The sequence below is a fragment of the Streptomyces sp. TP-A0356 genome, assembly GCF_001417775.1.
Classification (GTDB): domain Bacteria; phylum Actinomycetota; class Actinomycetes; order Streptomycetales; family Streptomycetaceae; genus Streptomyces.
This window is the reverse complement of sequence record NZ_BBZJ01000015.1, coordinates 193737-209172: the sequence shown is the minus strand read 5'-3', so window position 1 is coordinate 209172 and position 15436 is coordinate 193737. Positions and strand designations below refer to the sequence as shown.

12 protein-coding genes are annotated in these 15436 nt (G+C 69.2%); 5 read left to right on the top strand and 7 right to left on the bottom strand.

The features are described 5' to 3' along the window. The first annotated feature begins 366 nt into the window (after window positions 1-366). The 3 genes from ASC56_RS09485 (at window position 367) to ASC56_RS09475 (ending at window position 4899) form a co-directional block, all read left to right on the top strand. Window positions 367-2004: an APC family permease gene (locus ASC56_RS09485; protein ID WP_055490812.1), complete on the top strand. Its 1638-nt coding sequence runs from the start codon at window positions 367-369 to the stop codon at window positions 2002-2004. A 210-nt stretch (window positions 2005-2214) separates the two neighbouring features. After that, entirely contained in the window at window positions 2215-4335 is a 2121-nt protein-coding gene (locus ASC56_RS09480; RefSeq protein ID WP_055490811.1) for a helix-turn-helix transcriptional regulator, read from the top strand. Window positions 4336-4344: 9 nt separating this feature from the next. Next, entirely contained in the window at window positions 4345-4899 is a 555-nt protein-coding gene (locus ASC56_RS09475; RefSeq protein ID WP_055490810.1) for a hypothetical protein, read from the top strand. 163 nt (window positions 4900-5062) lie between these two features. On the opposite strand, the gene ASC56_RS09470 is transcribed toward ASC56_RS09475, so the two are convergent. The 5 genes from ASC56_RS09470 to ASC56_RS09450 form a co-directional block, all read right to left on the bottom strand. After that, the gene (locus tag ASC56_RS09470; protein ID WP_055490809.1) at window positions 5063-6283 is read right to left on the bottom strand and encodes a GDSL-type esterase/lipase family protein; all 1221 of its coding nucleotides are present in this window, start codon (window positions 6281-6283) and stop codon (window positions 5063-5065) included. Between the two features lie 105 nt (window positions 6284-6388). Beyond that, entirely contained in the window at window positions 6389-6943 is a 555-nt protein-coding gene (locus tag ASC56_RS09465; protein ID WP_234376903.1) for a TetR/AcrR family transcriptional regulator, read from the bottom strand. A gap of 88 nt (window positions 6944-7031) precedes the next feature. After that, window positions 7032-7946 carry an NAD(P)H-binding protein gene (locus ASC56_RS09460; RefSeq protein WP_055490807.1) on the bottom strand — a complete coding sequence of 305 codons (915 nt, stop codon included), beginning with the start codon at window positions 7944-7946 and terminating at the stop codon, window positions 7032-7034. Window positions 7947-8037: 91 nt separating this feature from the next. Continuing rightward, the gene (locus ASC56_RS09455; RefSeq protein ID WP_055490806.1) at window positions 8038-9945 is read right to left on the bottom strand and encodes a glycoside hydrolase family 5 protein; all 1908 of its coding nucleotides are present in this window, start codon (window positions 9943-9945) and stop codon (window positions 8038-8040) included. A 263-nt stretch (window positions 9946-10208) separates the two neighbouring features. Further along, on the bottom strand, window positions 10209-11069 hold the full coding sequence (locus tag ASC56_RS09450; RefSeq protein ID WP_055490805.1) for an LLM class flavin-dependent oxidoreductase: 861 nt from the start codon (window positions 11067-11069) through the stop codon (window positions 10209-10211). Between the two features lie 243 nt (window positions 11070-11312). Here ASC56_RS09450 and ASC56_RS37775 point away from each other — a divergent pair, with 243 nt between their 5' ends. Further along, window positions 11313-12104: a C39 family peptidase gene (locus tag ASC56_RS37775; RefSeq protein ID WP_079102393.1), complete on the top strand. Its 792-nt coding sequence runs from the start codon at window positions 11313-11315 to the stop codon at window positions 12102-12104. A gap of 282 nt (window positions 12105-12386) precedes the next feature. Here the strand turns inward: ASC56_RS37775 and ASC56_RS09440 are convergent, their stop codons facing one another. Beyond that, window positions 12387-12719 (bottom strand): antibiotic biosynthesis monooxygenase, encoded by a 333-nt coding sequence (locus ASC56_RS09440; RefSeq protein ID WP_234376902.1) that lies wholly within the window; start codon window positions 12717-12719, stop codon window positions 12387-12389. Between ASC56_RS09440 and ASC56_RS09435 the strand changes: the two genes are divergently transcribed. Next, window positions 12720-14402: a recombinase family protein gene (locus tag ASC56_RS09435; protein WP_063784952.1), complete on the top strand. Its 1683-nt coding sequence runs from the start codon at window positions 12720-12722 to the stop codon at window positions 14400-14402. 603 nt (window positions 14403-15005) lie between these two features. Here ASC56_RS09435 and ASC56_RS09430 read toward each other — a convergent pair. Beyond that, window positions 15006-15419 (bottom strand): hypothetical protein, encoded by a 414-nt coding sequence (locus ASC56_RS09430; protein WP_055490801.1) that lies wholly within the window; start codon window positions 15417-15419, stop codon window positions 15006-15008. Between the last annotated feature and the right edge of the window lie 17 nt (window positions 15420-15436).

Here is a 15436-nt window from a genome sequence, read left to right as displayed (position 1 = left end):
ACGGCGCCGGCGACCACGTGGGTACTGCCGCGGCCAGGGGACGTCGTCGCCGAGGATGCGCGCCGCGCGGAGCGGCGGAGTCCCGACCGACTGTCCGGGCAGCCCTGGCCACCGCTGCGGTTCCGGGGGCCGGAACGACGCCGTCAATCCCTGTGCGGGGCCTCCTGTCTCACCTTCTTCTTGCATTGGGTCACTGAATAGCCACATTCCGCCACCCCGGCTGACCTGTGCAAAATCTCTCCCAAAGATGTCCCTGTGGAACAGTCAAATCTCCGGCAAGAGTCTTCTGCCGAGTGGCTCAGGATTCCTAGTCTGAGCCGCCATTGCGCGTTAATTCGCTGTTCAAAGAGTGAGAGGCCCCTTGACATGGTGAACCTTGACCATGCAACCCCCGATGTCACGCGGGACCGTACCGGTCTACGGCGCGATGTCGGTCTGATCGGATTGATGTGGGCCTCGGTCGGTTCCATCATTGGCTCAGGTTGGCTCTACGGCGCCGAGAAGGCCGTCGTGCTGGCCGGCCCCGCAGCCATCATCTCCTGGCTGATCGGCACCGTGGCGATCGTCCTGCTGGCGCTCGTGCACGCCGAGCTCGGCGGCATGTTCCCGGTCGCGGGCGGCACGGCCCGCTACCCGCACTACGCCTTCGGCGGGCTGGCCGGCATGTCCTTCGGCTGGTTCTCCTGGCTGCAGGCGGCGACCGTGGCCCCGATCGAGGTCGAGGCCATGATCGGCTACGCCGGACACTGGGACTGGGCGAAGGGCTTCCAGAACGCCAACGGAACCCTGACCGTCAGCGGTTTCATCGTCGCGGTCGTCCTCATGGCCGTATTCGTCCTGGTGAACTTCCTTGGTGTGCGGATCCTGGCCCACACCAACAGCGCGGCCACCTGGTGGAAGATCGCCGTGCCGCTGGCCACGATCTTCATCATCGCGGTGAGCAACTTCCACCCGAACAACTTCACCGCCCACGGTTTCGCCCCGTTCGGCGCCAAGGGCGTGCTGAGCGCCATCAGCTCCAGCGGCATCATCTTCGCCCTGCTCGGCTTCGAGCAGGCGATCCAGCTGGCCGGCGAGAGCCGCGACCCGAAGCGTGACCTGCCGCGTGCCACCCTCGGCTCGGTCGCCATCGGCGCGACCATCTACGTGCTCCTCCAGGTCGTGTTCATCGGCGCCCTGCCGCTCAGCTCCTTCGCGCACGGCTGGGACAAGCTCGACTTCCCGGGCATCAGCGGGCCCTGGGCGGGCCTCGCGACGCTGGTCGGCCTCGGCTGGCTCGGCGTGGTGCTGTACATCGACGCCGTGATCTCCCCCGGAGGCACCGGTCTGATCTACACCACCGCGACCTCGCGGGTCTCCTACGGGCTGTCCAAGAACGGCTACGCGCCGAAGGGATTCACGCTCACCGACGGCCGCGGTGTGCCGTGGTTCGGCCTGGTCGTCTCCTTCGTGACCGGCGTGATCTGCTTCCTGCCCTTCCCGAGCTGGCAGCAGCTGGTCGGCTTCATCACCTCCGCGAGCGTCCTGATGTACGCGGGCGCCCCGCTGGCCTACGGCGTCTTCTCCGACCGGCTCCCGCACCACGAGCGCCCCTACCGCCTGCCTGCCGGCAAGGTGATCTCCCCGCTGTCCTTCGTGGTCGCCAACCTCATCATCTACTGGGCCGGCTGGGACACGCTGTGGCGTCTCGGCGTGGCGATCATCCTCGGCTATGTGCTCCTCGGCAGCTACGCCCTCTACGCCACGGCCAAGCGCCGGCCGGACGCGCCCCGGATGGACTGGAAGGCTGCCCAGTGGCTGCCCGGCTACCTGGCGGGCCTGGGCCTGATCTCCTGGCAGGGCGGCTTCGGCGGTCAGGGCCACATCCCTCTGTGGTGGGACATCCTGGTCGTCGCGGCCTTCTCCGTGGTCATCTACTACTGGGCGAAGGCGACCGCGTCCCGCCCCGAGGAGATCGAGCGGAGCATCGACGAGGTCGTGGTCACCGACGCACCGGCCCACTGACCGGCCCCGACGTGTCCCGTCAGTCGCAGCCACCCGGCCGCGACCGACGGGACACCGTCGTATGCGGGAGCCTCGCGATGCGGACCGATCTGGGCGGGGACGAGAACAGCTGACGGCTGCCTGACCGTGGCGTCCCAGGCGCCATGAGCGATTCGTGAGCGATCGACCGTGCGTCTCCTGGTAGGTTGAGGGGCCACGAGGGAGGCGCCGATGTCCGGCCAGGAGGAGCTGTTCAGTGCTGTCGACGCACTCTTGGAACACATCGCGCAGGACGACCTGCCTGCTCCCGCCGAGCGCAAGAGACTGCGTGAGGCCGCGGGGCTGACCCAGGATCAGGTCGCCAAGGCGCTCAACACGCGCCGGGAGGCCGTGGGGAACTGGGAGACCGGCAAGACCGAGCCCCGGCCGCCGAAGCGCGCCGCCTACGCCCGGCTCCTCGAAGGCCTCGCCGCGCGCTTCCCCGCCCCCGACAGCACCACGGCTCCCGCAGCCGCGGCGCCCGAACCCTTCCACGGCCCGGCCGACGCGCCTGCTCAGCCCCCGGCGGCCACCACGAAGGAGCCCGCGCGCAGCACCAGGCCGTCATCCACGGCGCGCCGCTCCAGTGCACACCAGACAGCGAAGAAGCCCGCCACCACGGCGCCCCCGGTCGACCCCCGCTTCGCCAACGGCCCACTCGCCGTCATCGACGCGGCCGACGGCGAGGTCTCGGCGTACTGCGTCGGCGGCCTGGTCCTCGATGTGCCCGCCAAGTCGGTCCCGGCGCTGGTGGAGTGGACGCTGACCGAAGCGAAGCTCGGGCAGCCGCGTCTGCACCGCAACGGCAAGGACGCCGACCCCCTGCTCGTGCTCACCGAGGCCGCCTGCGAGCGCTACGGGCTGCCTGCCGCGCTCAGCGACGAAGAGCGCCTGGCGGGCCGGATCCCGGAGTCGCACAAGGTCGTCAAGCAGGTGAAGAAGGCCGACTGGCAGCTCACCCGGCGCGGATTCGGCCCGTGGGCGCGGATCTACCGGCCCGCCCAGGGCGCCCAGCGCACCTGTGTCCAGCTGTGCATTCCCTCCTGGCACGCGCTGGACTTCCGGCACTGGGGCGACGCCGCCGATCTGCCGCCCGCCGAACTCGCCCGCGTCCTGGGCACCTACGCGACCCGGGTCATGACACCGCGCGGTTCCACCGCCGTCACCGGGCTGGAGCTGATGACGGCACTGCGCCCCCCGACCCGCGCCGTCCAGGACGAAGGGACGGGCAGATGGGTGTCCGCACCGAACCCGGGCGCGCTGACCGAGGCGGTCGACTGCGCCCCGTGCGAGGCCCCCGACGCTCACCCGCTCCTCGCCGACCTGCCGAGGTTCCACCAGCGCACCCCGGCTGAGGTATTGCGGGAGGAGGCCTACGACTGGGCGCGGCCGCTGACCGACGAGGAGTGCATGAAGCCGTTCCTGGTCGGGATCGACGTCAACATGGCGTTCGCCGCGGCCGCCAACCGCACCCTGGTCGGGCTCGGCGCCCCGGTACACGTGAACACCCCGCGCTTCGACCCGAACCTGCCCGGCTCGTGGCTGGTCGACCTCTCCCGCATCCGCTTCGACCCGCGCCTGCCCAGCCCCTTCACCCCGGACGGCGAGCAGCCCGAGGGCCCGGCCTGGTACGCGACGCCGACGGTCGCGTACGCGGTGGAGCTCGGCCATGAGGTGAGGCCGATCGAGGCGTACATCCGGCCCGAGCACGCCGCGTACCTGGACGGCTGGTACACCCGGCTGCGCGACGCCTACGTGGCGACGATGGCGGACCTGGGCGTCACCCCGGACCTGGACCCGGCCGCCTTCCTTGACGCGATGGCCGGCCACAAGGAGGCCGACCCCGAACTGGCCATCGTGCTGGCCGCGATCAAGGCGACCGTGAAGGGCGGCATCGGGAAGCTGCGCGAGCGCGGTCGGCAGGGCTGGCGGCCCGGCCAACGCTGGCCGGCACTGGACCGGCCGACCTGGCGCCCCGACATCCGCGCCGCCGTCATCTCCAAGGCCCGCGTCAACATGCACCGCAAGATGCTCAAGCTCGCCCGGGCGACAGGACAGTACCCGGTGGCGGTCCTGTCGGACTGCGCCGTGTACGCCTCCGACGGCCCCTCTCCGCTGGACTTCCTGCCGTACGAGGACGGCAAGCCGCTGCCCGGCGGCTTCCGGCTCGGGGTCTCGCCGGGAATGGTCAAGCACGAGGGCACCCAGACCGTCCTGTGGGCGGAAGGCCTGAGGGAAGAACACGGTGACTTCCTCAACCTCGCCCGCTACATCAAGACCGGCACCGTCACCGCCATGGACTCAGGAGAGTAGGCCGACACCATGGTCACCATCGGCGAGAGCCTGGAGAGAGCCGAGGCCGAGCACTTCACCCGCCCCATGCCCAAGTCCGCCCAGGCGCAGATGAAGTTCCTCGTCAGGCAGCTCAAGGGGACACGGGCCGTGGCCGAGTTGCTCGGCGTCTCCCAGCGGACGGTGGAGCGCTACGTGGTCGGCCGGCTGAAGCGACCGCGTAAGCAGCTCGCCGACAAGCTCGCCACCGAGGTCCGCAAACGCTGGCAGCCGAGAGTGAGGGAGAGGGCGAAGCAGAGAGCCGCCACCGCCACCGGTGTCTTCGTCTCCACCCGCGCCCAGTTCGGCTTCACCGCGGCCCCCGGCACCACCGACGACCCCCGCGTCCGGTACATCAGCCAGGCCCTGCCACCCGAGTACGCGGCCCGGCTCTTCGAGGCCCACGACACGGGCGTCCCCGAGCAGCAACTCCAGCAGATCCTCGCCGAAGGCCTGGGCGAGATGTACTTCCGCGACCGCAACCGCCGCGCCCCCGGGCTGCATGTGCACCTCAACAACATCGAGGAACTCGACCTGGGCATCTAGGGGGCGACTCGTCTCCACTGCCCCCATCACGCCTCCTCGGTCGAGGTCACCTCAGCGAGAGGCACGATCGGCCGAACACGTCCGAGGCGGGCCCGACTCATCGCCGGAGGGGTCGCCTTCGCCGATGCAGGACGAAGGCGTCGGCAGTCGGCGCGCAGGTGTGTCAGGCATGCGGGTCGGCGAACGGTCCGTCGGCGCCGAAGGCCAGCTCGGCGAAGCGTTCGCCGATACGGTGGTGCGTGGCGGCGTCCGGGTGGAGCTGGTCGGGCAGCGGCAGCTCCGCGAAGTCCTGCTCGCCGTAGAGTTCGAGGCCGTCGAGGTAGTGCAGATGGGGGTCGTCGATCGCCCGCTGCTGCACGATACGGGAGAGCTCCGCACGGATGACGCCCAGCGTCAGCTTCCCGGCGGCGCGCTCCGCGGGGTCGCCGGCGGCCCGGAACCGCAGCTTCCCGGCGCCGAGGTCGCTGAAGTCCGGGACGCTCGGGCCGGGGGTGTCCTCGTGGATGGGGCAGTGGATGGGCGAGACGACCAGCAGTGGCGTGCTCGGGTGTCCTTCGCGGATGGTGTCGAGGAAGCCGTGTACCGCCGGGGTGAAGGCGCGCAGACGCATCAGGTCGGTGTTGACCAGGTTGATGCCGATCTTGACGCTGATCAGATCCGCGGGGGTGTCCCGCAGGGCGCGGGCGGTGAACGGATCGAGCAGGGCGCAGCCGCCCAGGCCCAGGTTGATCAGTTCCGCACCGGCGAGGGAGGCGGCCAGCGCCGGCCAGGTCGTGGCGGAGCTTTCGGCGTTGGAGCCGTGGCTGATCGAACTGCCGTGGTGCAGCCACACCCTGCGGCCTCCCGGCGGCACGGCTTCGACGGGCGCGTCGGTGCGCAGGGCGACCAGCTGGGTGATCTCGTTGTACGGCAACCAGATCTCGACGTCCTTCACCCGCTCGGGCAGACCGGTGAACCGGACGGTACCGACCGGGCCGGGCCGCGTTTCCGCGGAGCCGGTGGCCATGTCCACCATCAGGACGTTGCCACCGGGCGCGCTTCCCCGGCCGGCCGGATGACCGTCGACGAGCAGGTCGTACACGCCGTCCGGACGCGACGGGGCGCCCTGGTAGACCGTCTTGGTGGGCAGCGTGTCCAGCTCGACGGCGGTGGCCCGGGTGCGGAAGACCAGCCGAACGCCGGAGGGCTGGGCCTCCGCCATGGCCAGTTGCCCGTCGGCGGACTGTGCGCGGGCCCGGGCAGGCAGCCGGTGCGGCAGCAGACCGTGCTCGGTGCGCTCCAGATCGAGCTGACCACGCAGGAGGTCCGCGGTGATGGGTGTGGTGATCCAACTCGTCTGGGGCGTGGTGGAAGGGCCGGGGACGGAGGCGCGCTGATGGTCCATGAGTTCTGCGGCGTTTCCTGTCGTACTCGATGGTCGGTCGGATCGACGTCGGGGATGAGTGTGAGGGGTGGGTCCGGGCCCGCCGGTACCGGGTGGTCCTCGTCGTCAGGCCGGCGGCCAGTCCCTGAGGATCCTGTCGAGGGCGTCCAGCGTTCTGGACCAGGAGGCTTCGGCCGCGCGCGGGTGGTGGCGGAACCCGCCTGCGGTCTCCAGGCTCACATAGCCGTGGAACGTGCTGTGCAGCATCCGTACCGCATCCGTCTGGTCGGGCTCCGACAGCTGGTAGCCGCGCAGGATCGCCCGCGTCATCTCCGAGTGCCGACCGGCCGCGCTCATGGCCGCCGTCTCGGGGTCCAGCTTCAGCTGGGCCGCCGTGTACCTTCCGGGATGCCGCTTGGCGTAGTCCCGGTAGGCACCCGCGAAGGCCACCAGCGCGTCCTTGCCCGCGCGACCGGCAAGCTCGGCCGCGACCTTGTCGGCGAGTTCCGCCAGAGCCAGCAGGGCCACCCGTGTCCTCAGGTCACGGGCGTTCTTGATGTGCGAGTAGAGGCTGGCTTCCTTGACATCGAACCGGCGCGCCAGCGCCGCGACGGTCATGTTCTCGAAGCCGACCTCATCGGCCAGGTCCGCCGCCGCCCGGGTCAGACGTTCAACGGTCACCCCTGCGCGTGTGCGTTCCAAAGGCTCCCTCCCCGCTCGCCCAGAAGACTACTCCCTCTACCTAAGGCCATTAGGGAGAGGTGATCGCTCACTTCGCGAACAGTTCGGGATTGCTCTCGACGAAGTCCTCCACGCTGGACGGCTGCCGTCCGATGATCTCACCCACGTCGTCCGTTGCGCGGTCGTACCGATTCTCCTGATGCAGACGCGCCATCGTCGACAGGTGCTCAAACACATGGCCGGGAAGATCCAGCGGGGCCAGTTCCCGCCGGACCCACTCGTCATAGGGAACATCGACATAGGTGATGGTCCTGCCCAGCGACGCGGAGAACTCGGCGGCCATGGAGGTCATGTCTCGGGAGTTCGCTCCGGTCAGGTGGTAGGGGTTCCCGAGGTGCGGGGACGGCTCCATGAGGAGCGTCGCGACGACTTCCGCCACATCGCGCGCGGCGATGGGAGAGGTCTTACCGGAGCCGAACGGCAGACGGATCGTATCGCTCGACCTGATCGAGGCATACGCGAGCTGGAAGATCGGATTCTCCATGAACACGGTGGGCCGGACGTGCACGACGGGCAGGCCCGACCAGTTCAGGACCTGCTCGGCCAGCCAGTGCTGTCGCTGCTGGATCGACTCGGATGTGCTCGCGACGGTCATCTGGCTCACCGTCATCTGCGACATGTTGACGAACGCTTCGAGGCGTCCGTGTCCGCGGGCGACGGCTGCCGCGGTGACCGTGGCCTGCAGGTACTGGGCGGAAACACCCATGCCGAAGTACACGCGCCGGCAGTCCTCCATGGCTCGCCCGACGTCTCCGGCAAGGGTCAGATCACCCACGAACACCTCTGCGCCTGTGGCGCGCAGCGCCTCGGCCCGCTCGTCCTCCCGGCGGACGAAGGCGCGGACGGGAGCGCCCCTGTCCCGGAGAAGTTCCACCACGGTCCGGCCGACGGCTCCGACACTTCCCGCGGCGCCGGTCACGAGAATCGGACTCTTGTCGGGCATCGAGCTTCCTCCTGTTCGCGGTGATTATCGAGCCCGGCGTTCCGATTCCGTGGTCGGCACGCTGGCCGGCACGCTTGCGGCTGGTGGGTGCTCACGACAGCGTGCGGCACAGCAGGGCCGCGGGACCTGGGCTGCTGCCCAGCCGCGTGGTGAAGGCGATTCCGGCGGCGTACTCGTCGGCAGCGCACTGTCCCTTGTAGTCGCCGTGGGCGAAGTCGCCGCCGGCGGCATCGGCGGGCCGGTTGTCGGACCGGTCGAACCACACGGTCCGCTCGGCGGCACCCAGCTGGGCGCGTGCGGGCACGCACAGGGCCGCGGACATCCGTTCGCCGCGGCGGCTGTAGCCGACGAGGAAGTGGCCGGAGGGGCACTGGAGCTTGGTGTAGCCAGAAGCCCAGTCGCCATCGGCGGGGACGTAGCGTTCGTCGGTGACGACCGTCTGAGCGCTGCCCGCGGCGCGCAGATCACCGGCGCTGATGTCGGCGCACAGTCCGCGGCCACCCGTATGGCCGAGGCCGATCAGCCGCAGGCCGTCGGGACAGGCCGCCTTGTAGGCGCCCGCGTCCCAGTCGCCGCCGGCTCGTACCCGCAGCGACTGCACGGAGTCGCCGTGGTCGGTGGTGAGCATGCGCCAGGTCGGCACAGGGGTGACGGCGCCGGTGCGTGTCGGTGAGGTCATGAGGTGGTGCCACGCGGTACCGCGCCAGTCGGCCTGGTCGAGGATGCCGTATCTGCGCCCCGTCGAGTCGTAGCGCAGCAGGGCCCAGTCGTCGTGGCCCTCCCAACCGACGAGCGGCCAGTAGGCGAAGTCGGCGTCGTGGTCGGCGAAGTAGTCGGTCATGTTGCCGAACCATGTGCGGGCGGCGGCGCCGGATTCGCCGGCCCCGATGCCGAACTCGCTGACCCACACGGGCGCCGTGAAGTGCCGGCCTTCTTCGGTGACGAAGAAGGCCTCGTCGGCGAGGACTTGGTGGAGCTGGTCGCGGGTGAGGTCCTGGTAGCGGGGGTCGTGGGTCTCGCCGGTTCCGGTGGCGCCGCTGTGGTTGGGGCCGGTGTACCCGTAGAAGTGGGCGGAGTAGACCAGCTTGTGGGTGGCGACGAGTGTGTGCGAGAGCGCGCGTGCGGGAGTGAGGGTGGGGCGGCCGTGCGGTAGCCCGTCGACCGGAAGGCCGGTCCAGTTGATCCCTTCGATGACGATGAGGAGATCGGGGTCGGCTTCGGTGAGGATGCGGTCCGCGGCGAGTTGGGCGGCCGCGTACCAGTCGTGGTCGTCGCCCAGGCCCCAGTTGGGATCGTCCAGGATGTCGCGGCGTACTTCGTTGTACAGGTCGGCGCCCACCACACGGGGGTTGGCGGCGTAACGGCGGGCCATGAAGACCCAGTCGTCCGCCCACTGCTGGGTGGACTGACGACTGTTCCACCGCTCGTTGCCGTCGATGCCGCAGCACCACCGGGAGGTGTTGGTGTGGTTGTTGAGGATGACCGCGAACCCCTCCTGGGTGAGGGCGGCCACCACGGCGTCGTAGACCTGCAGGGGCGACCTGCCGCGCAGTTGCGGGTTGGCCGCGACGGCGAGGTCGGGCACGGGGGCCGTTGCGTGGACCATCTCGTTGGAGAACGGCAGCCGGATGCTGTTGATGCCGAGCTGGTGGAAGTCGGCGAGCAGCTTGGGCAGCGGGGTGCGGTCCAGGCCGAGGGGTATGCCGTAGGAGTTCTGGCCGGCGTGGTGGTTGGCGGAATCGGCGATGCTGCCGCTCCCCGTCCACGAGCCTTGTGCGCCGTCCCAGTTGGCCGACCTGAGCCGGAAGCGGTTGCCCGCGGCGTCGACGATGTACCGGCCGCGGGTGGACAACGGCGGTTGCCAGGAGTCGGGGGCCGGGGCAGCGGCACGAGCGTTCGGGGCGACAGCCTCCGGGGCGGCGGCGACCGCCCCGGGCGCTGTGGTGAGCAGCAGGAGGACTGCGGCACCTGTCAGGTACTGGACAAGCCTGGTCGGCATGAGGACCTCTGCGAACGAGCGACGGGGTGGGGGGTGGTGCGGCGCCGCCGTCGGGACGTCCGTGCGCGACGCGTCTCGGCCGTTCCCGGCGCAACGGCCGGACCGGGCCGTCCACCGGGCGGTGCCCGCCAGTCTACGAAGGAACCACTCTCACTCGGCACCCCTGAGAGCGACCTACCGGTCGCGGCGCCGCTTCGGCAGATGCTCACCCGCCGCCGCGAGCGCTGGTGGTGGGGCGGCGTCCACGACGAGTGGATGTGCTCCTACGACGACGTGCGCCCCGAGATCCGGTGCCGTTGGGCGGCCACGGTCGCGAGAGCCTGCCAAGCCACCTCCGGGTGGAGGGTCTCCCGGGGATCGCCGCCGAAGGGATCGAGCACGACGGTCTCCGCGCCGAGCCCACGCAGTTGCTCGAGGTCATCGATGATCTGCTCGATCGTGCCCTCGCCCGCCAGCCGGTCGGGGCGAGTGACCGGCTCGTCGGTCAAGCGCAGGAGGATGCGGGGGACCAGCGCGGGCACCGGTCGTTGCTCCTCCGCCGCGATCTCCCTCATCCGTTCCACCGCGTCACGAAGCCATTCGAGGCCGATGCGCAGCGGATGCCACGGCGCGCCGAGCCGCACCGCTCGGCGTATCCCGGCGGCACTGTTGCCGCCGACCCAGAGCGGAATCCCTCCGCCGCGGTAGTCGTCCTCGTTCTCCCAGGCCTTGCGGATCACCTGGAGGTACTCGTCCGTCAGCTTCCCGCGCTTCTCGAACGGAACGCCGAGGACCTCGAATTCCTCGCGCGCCCACCCGACGCCGACGCCGAGGATCAGCCGTCCCCCGCTGAACTGGTTGAGGTTGGCGGCCATGCGGGCGACGAGCAGCGGGTGCCGGTACGGGGCGATGAGCACGGTGGTGCCCAGCCGGACACGACGGGTGACCCCGGCCAGATACGAGAGGGTGGTGAAGGGTTCGTAGAACGGCGCCGGGTACTGCGCGGCGACATCGGCGGTCACCGCGACATGGTCCGACACCATCAGCAAGTCGAAGCCGAGGCCTTCCACTGTCTGTGCCCATCGCAGGAGCACATCCGGATCGGTCCCAGGCCCGAAATTCGGAACGTTGACGCCTAGTTCCATGACCTCAGCGTAGACGGCGACCGCAGCGACAGCATTCCGCCAAGGCCACGCCCACACCTCGCCGCAAGCACCTGCAACTGCAATTCTCGGCTCTTCTCGCGGGAACCCACTCGTGACCAGCAGTTGCCCGCCGGACGGCCGCTCTCGTTTCGCCCGTACGGCGCAGCACCAAAGGCTTGCTCCAGGTGAGACACATAGAGTCACGATGAGTGGCCGATCGTGTGCCACCCTAGGAGGTTGAGAATGCGAGCGAAGCCGTCGCAGAGAATGAGACCGCGAATAGGCCCGGCCCGACGAATCGCCCTCACGATGGTCAGCGGTATGGCCGCGGGCACTTTGGTCCTCGCGTCAGGTTCATCGGCTACGGCCGTGACACCCGGACCCACGCCGCCGCAGGGGCACACCAGCCCGCCCCCTTCGACGTCACCGAGCACATCGCGCTCGACGACGGCATCAAGTGATGTTCCCTTGTACGGGATGCAGTTGCGCAACAACTGCGAAGCGGCGTCCCTGCGGATGGTTCTTGCCGCGCGAGGCGTCCGCACCGGAGAACAAGAGATTCTGAACCAGATCGGGGTCGACCGGAGTCACACTCAATTCGGTCGCTCCGGATCCTTGTCCGGGAACCCCTTCCGTTCCTTCGTGGGGAACCCTGACGGTTCGGAGAAAGCTGGTACCGGATTCGGCGTGTACTACCCGCCTGTGGCGTCTGCGGCCCGATCCTTCGGGCTGGGCGTGCTCGCGGCGGGACAAGGCATCTCGATCGGGCAACTGCAGACCCAGGTTGCCCAAGGACACCCCGCGATCGCCTGGGTCGACTATCTCTGGCGCCGGGCGGCAACCACGTCGTACACCGCCTATGACGGAACCCGCGTCCCGTACGCCGGCCCCGCGGAACACTCGGTCGTCGTCACCGGATTCTCCGGCAACACGGTGACGGTCAACGACCCGTCGAGGGGCAAACTCACCATCCCCCTGAGCTCGTTCGCCGCCGCCTACGCCACCTACGGGAACATGGCCGTGATCGCGCGTTGAAGACCGTCCGCGGCGGCTCGTGGCACGCCTCGGCGCCGGTGCGGTCGATGGGCGCATCGCGACCACCTCGCCCAGCTCCTCATCGGCAGGGGTTGGACGTGGGCACGGCTGGCCGGCGGTCTGTCGTTCCGGCTGTGTCTGGGCCGTACGACGACCGCGACCGGCCTCGCGGCACGAGTCGTCCGGCGCGGATCGGCGATGGCCCGGGCCCCGGTTCGCCGCCGACCGCGCGCCGCGCCGGGCTGGGAGACTCCGGTGTCCCTGTCGCCGACGAGGACCTGTCTACGCGCTCTTCGGCGCCGCCTGCTGCACGACCTCGAAGGACCACAGCGTGGAACCGCTCGCCGCAGGCTTGGGGCGCTCGCCGCTGTCGGCGCCACCGCCCTGGTGGGCCGTCTTCATGGGGCCCTCCATCCAGGCCTGGAAGGACTCCTCGTCGCGCCACCGCGTGTAGACGAGGTAATTGTCAGTGCCTTCGACCGGCCGGAGGAGTTCGAACCACTCGAACCCGTCGGAGCTCTCCACGGCATGGGCGCGGGAGGCGAAGCGCTTCTCCAGCGTCTCCCGCTGCTCGGCGGGGACGGTCAGTACGTTGATTTTTACTACGCTAGGCACATGACACCTCTCGTCAAACGGGTCTCCGACTGGACCCCTAATCTGGACCATGTGCGCGCAGTGTCCTACATCCGACAGTCAAGGAAGCGTGAGGACGACTCCGCGTCGTCCCCCGAAGCACAGCGGACCAAGTGCGAGGCGCTGATCACAGCCAAGGGTTGGGACAACGCCGGTCACTTCGCTGACGTGGGCAAATCCGGCTGGGACCCCAAAGTGGTCCGCCCCGCGTTCGAAGAGATGATGTCCGCCGTTCGCGCCGGACACGTAGACGCAGTGGTTGTCTTCTCGCTGTCCCGGCTCACCCGACAGGGCGCCCTCGAAGCGATGCTGATCAACGAGGAACTTGCCAAATACGGCGTACTGCTCGTCAGCGTCGAAGAGCCCTACTTGGACACGTCTACTCCCATGGGCGTTGCGATCTTCGGCCTCATCGCTGCGCTGGCTCAGCAAGAGTCAGACCTGAAGTCGGCGTACATCACGGCGACTAAAGAGACCCTGCGCGCTGCTGGCTCCCACGTGTCCGGCATGGCCCCGTACGGCTTCCAGTCGAGCCGTGAGCCGCGCGGGGACCTGGTGGTGGTCAAGCTGGTCCCGGACCCGGCAGAGGCACCGCACGTGCGCCAGATGGTCGAATGGGCGTTGTCCGGCATAGCCGCATCTGCCATTGCCCGCAGGCTGAACACAGACGGCGTGCCGACCAAAGCGGCGGACATGACAGCGCGCGTGGCCGCCCGGCGGGGCAGGGGCATAAGCAAGCCGCTGGAGCACACTGCGTGGGTGTCCTCGACCGTGCTGCGCATCCTGCGTGATCCTCGCCTTGCTGGCTATGCCGCTGAACGCCAGGGCGCCAAGCGAGTCATTCTGCGCGACGATTCCGGCGCCCCCCTGGTAGCACATGAGGGCATCGTTCCCGCTGATGACTGGTGGCGCCTCCAGGACGTTCTAGACGGCCGTACGCCGCAGGTTGTGAGGCAGGCTGGCCGGTCTGTGCCGTCGCTGCTCGGCGGGGCAGGGATGCTGTTCTGTGGGGTGTGCGGATCGTCCATGGTGACCGACCGACGCAACGGCAAGCAGCTCTACCGGTGCAACCGGGCCCAGTCCGGCGCTGTGCCGGGACATGGTGGCCTGGCCATCAGTATGGAAGCCGCCGACGACGTGGTCGCCCGCACCGTGTGGTCGCGCCTGAGTGCGCTGGACCCCGAGGACCGTGAAGACTTGGAATGGCTTGGTGAGGCAGCGCGCCGATTTGCCGCCCAGGCAGACACGGGCGAGCGACAGGCCGAACTAGCCGCCGCACGGGCTGAGTTGGAGCACGTACGGGAAGCCCTCCGCACGCTGTATGCCGACCGGCAGGCAGGGCTGTACGCCGGGGCGACCGGCACGGCCATGTTCGCTCAATCCGTCGAGCGGCTGACTGCCCATGAGGCTCGCGTGAGTGAGCGCGTGGCTGAGCTGGGGCGGGATGAGAGCGGCACCGTGGTCATCCCCTCGGAGTGGACGGCCCCGGAAGGCGACCCCATCGGGCCGGAGTCGACGTGGGGCAGTTGGGACCTGGAGCAGCGACGTAGCTTCCTGGCTTTCTTCCTCGACCGCATCACCATCGCTAAGTCCATCGGCCGTGGCCGGCACGCGAACACGGAGGATCGGGTGACTGTGCATTGGGCAGAGGCGCCAGCCAAGTAGGCGCCTGAGCACCCCCTGAGCCCCGTTTGGTCGATCCCTAGCGGGATTTGGTCGAGCGGGGTTCTTTCATGCCTCAGACGGCCGTACAGCGTGTAGGTGTTCAACTCGCTCCTGCCCCATGTAGTCACTCAGAGCTTCCCCGGTTCCGCCCCAAATTTTGGGCACTCAATGGACGCCCCACAGCGGGGTGCGCGTTGATCGCTACGTGTGATCACGTCACAGCAAGCCACCCCTTCGTTACCTTTCCGTCGCTTTCGCGGCGTCAGCGGCGACCCTTGGAGCCAGCGAGCGTGACGAAGCGGTTTTCCGGGGCAAGATCCACATACCCTCTGACCTGCTCAAAGTGACGAAGTGACGATTGGACCCCCATCCCGCAAATCCCTAAGGAGTTCTATAGGGATTCCGGAAGTGGCATCCGAACCGTCACTTCGTCACTCCTCCGGCGGCCAGTCTCTTCGGCGCACGGGGGTGGAGACCTCACGCAGCGTGATCAGATCCGGCGCGTCTCACCGGGAGCGGCTCGTACATCGCGGGGCTTCGCCGGGCGCCGACCGGAGGGCTCACGCGCCCGGCCCGACCCCACACCGAAACGGGAGCCGTCGGTCAGCCCGCGGTGGGCTCGACCCGCAGCCGTACCTGTTCCTCCAGGCGCCGCAGACTGGTGTCGAGGGCCTCGTGCGCGGACCGCTGTCCCGGGTCGTGGCGGTCGTCGAAGAACGACAGGTGTACGGTCACCTCGCTCGCCCCGCCGTCGATGCCGGCGACCTGGAGCCACCCGGCGTAGTAGCCCTCGTCACGGGTGCCCCACTCCAGTCGCATCTGGTCCCGGCGGGCACTGAGCAGCGCGGACGTGTCCTGCTCGGCGTGATCGTCGTGCACGGTGACGGCGGGCGGGTCCTCCGCGTGCACATGCAGTTCGTGCGGCAGCCAGCCGTCCAGCTGGTCGACGTTGGCGGCCTGCTCGAAGACGTGCTCGGGCAGCGCCGGCATGGTGCGTGAACGCTCGTACTCGGTCATCGGATATCGGTCCTCGC

Bases quoted from the DNA above. Each gene is read 5' to 3' on its own strand.
- ASC56_RS09485 (WP_055490812.1), top strand. From the start codon at position 367: ATGGTGAACCTTGACCATGCAACCCCCGATGTCACGCGGGACCGTACC.
- ASC56_RS09480 (WP_055490811.1), top strand. From the start codon at position 2,215: ATGTCCGGCCAGGAGGAGCTGTTCAGTGCTGTCGACGCACTCTTGGAA.
- ASC56_RS09475 (WP_055490810.1), top strand. From the start codon at position 4,345: ATGGTCACCATCGGCGAGAGCCTGGAGAGAGCCGAGGCCGAGCACTTC.
- ASC56_RS09470 (WP_055490809.1), bottom strand. From the start codon at position 6,283: ATGGACCATCAGCGCGCCTCCGTCCCCGGCCCTTCCACCACGCCCCAG.
- ASC56_RS09460 (WP_055490807.1), bottom strand. From the start codon at position 7,946: ATGCCCGACAAGAGTCCGATTCTCGTGACCGGCGCCGCGGGAAGTGTC.
- ASC56_RS09455 (WP_055490806.1), bottom strand. From the start codon at position 9,945: ATGCCGACCAGGCTTGTCCAGTACCTGACAGGTGCCGCAGTCCTCCTG.
- ASC56_RS09450 (WP_055490805.1), bottom strand. From the start codon at position 11,069: ATGGAACTAGGCGTCAACGTTCCGAATTTCGGGCCTGGGACCGATCCG.
- ASC56_RS37775 (WP_079102393.1), top strand. From the start codon at position 11,313: ATGCGAGCGAAGCCGTCGCAGAGAATGAGACCGCGAATAGGCCCGGCC.
- ASC56_RS09435 (WP_063784952.1), top strand. From the start codon at position 12,720: ATGACACCTCTCGTCAAACGGGTCTCCGACTGGACCCCTAATCTGGAC.
- ASC56_RS09430 (WP_055490801.1), bottom strand. From the start codon at position 15,419: ATGACCGAGTACGAGCGTTCACGCACCATGCCGGCGCTGCCCGAGCAC.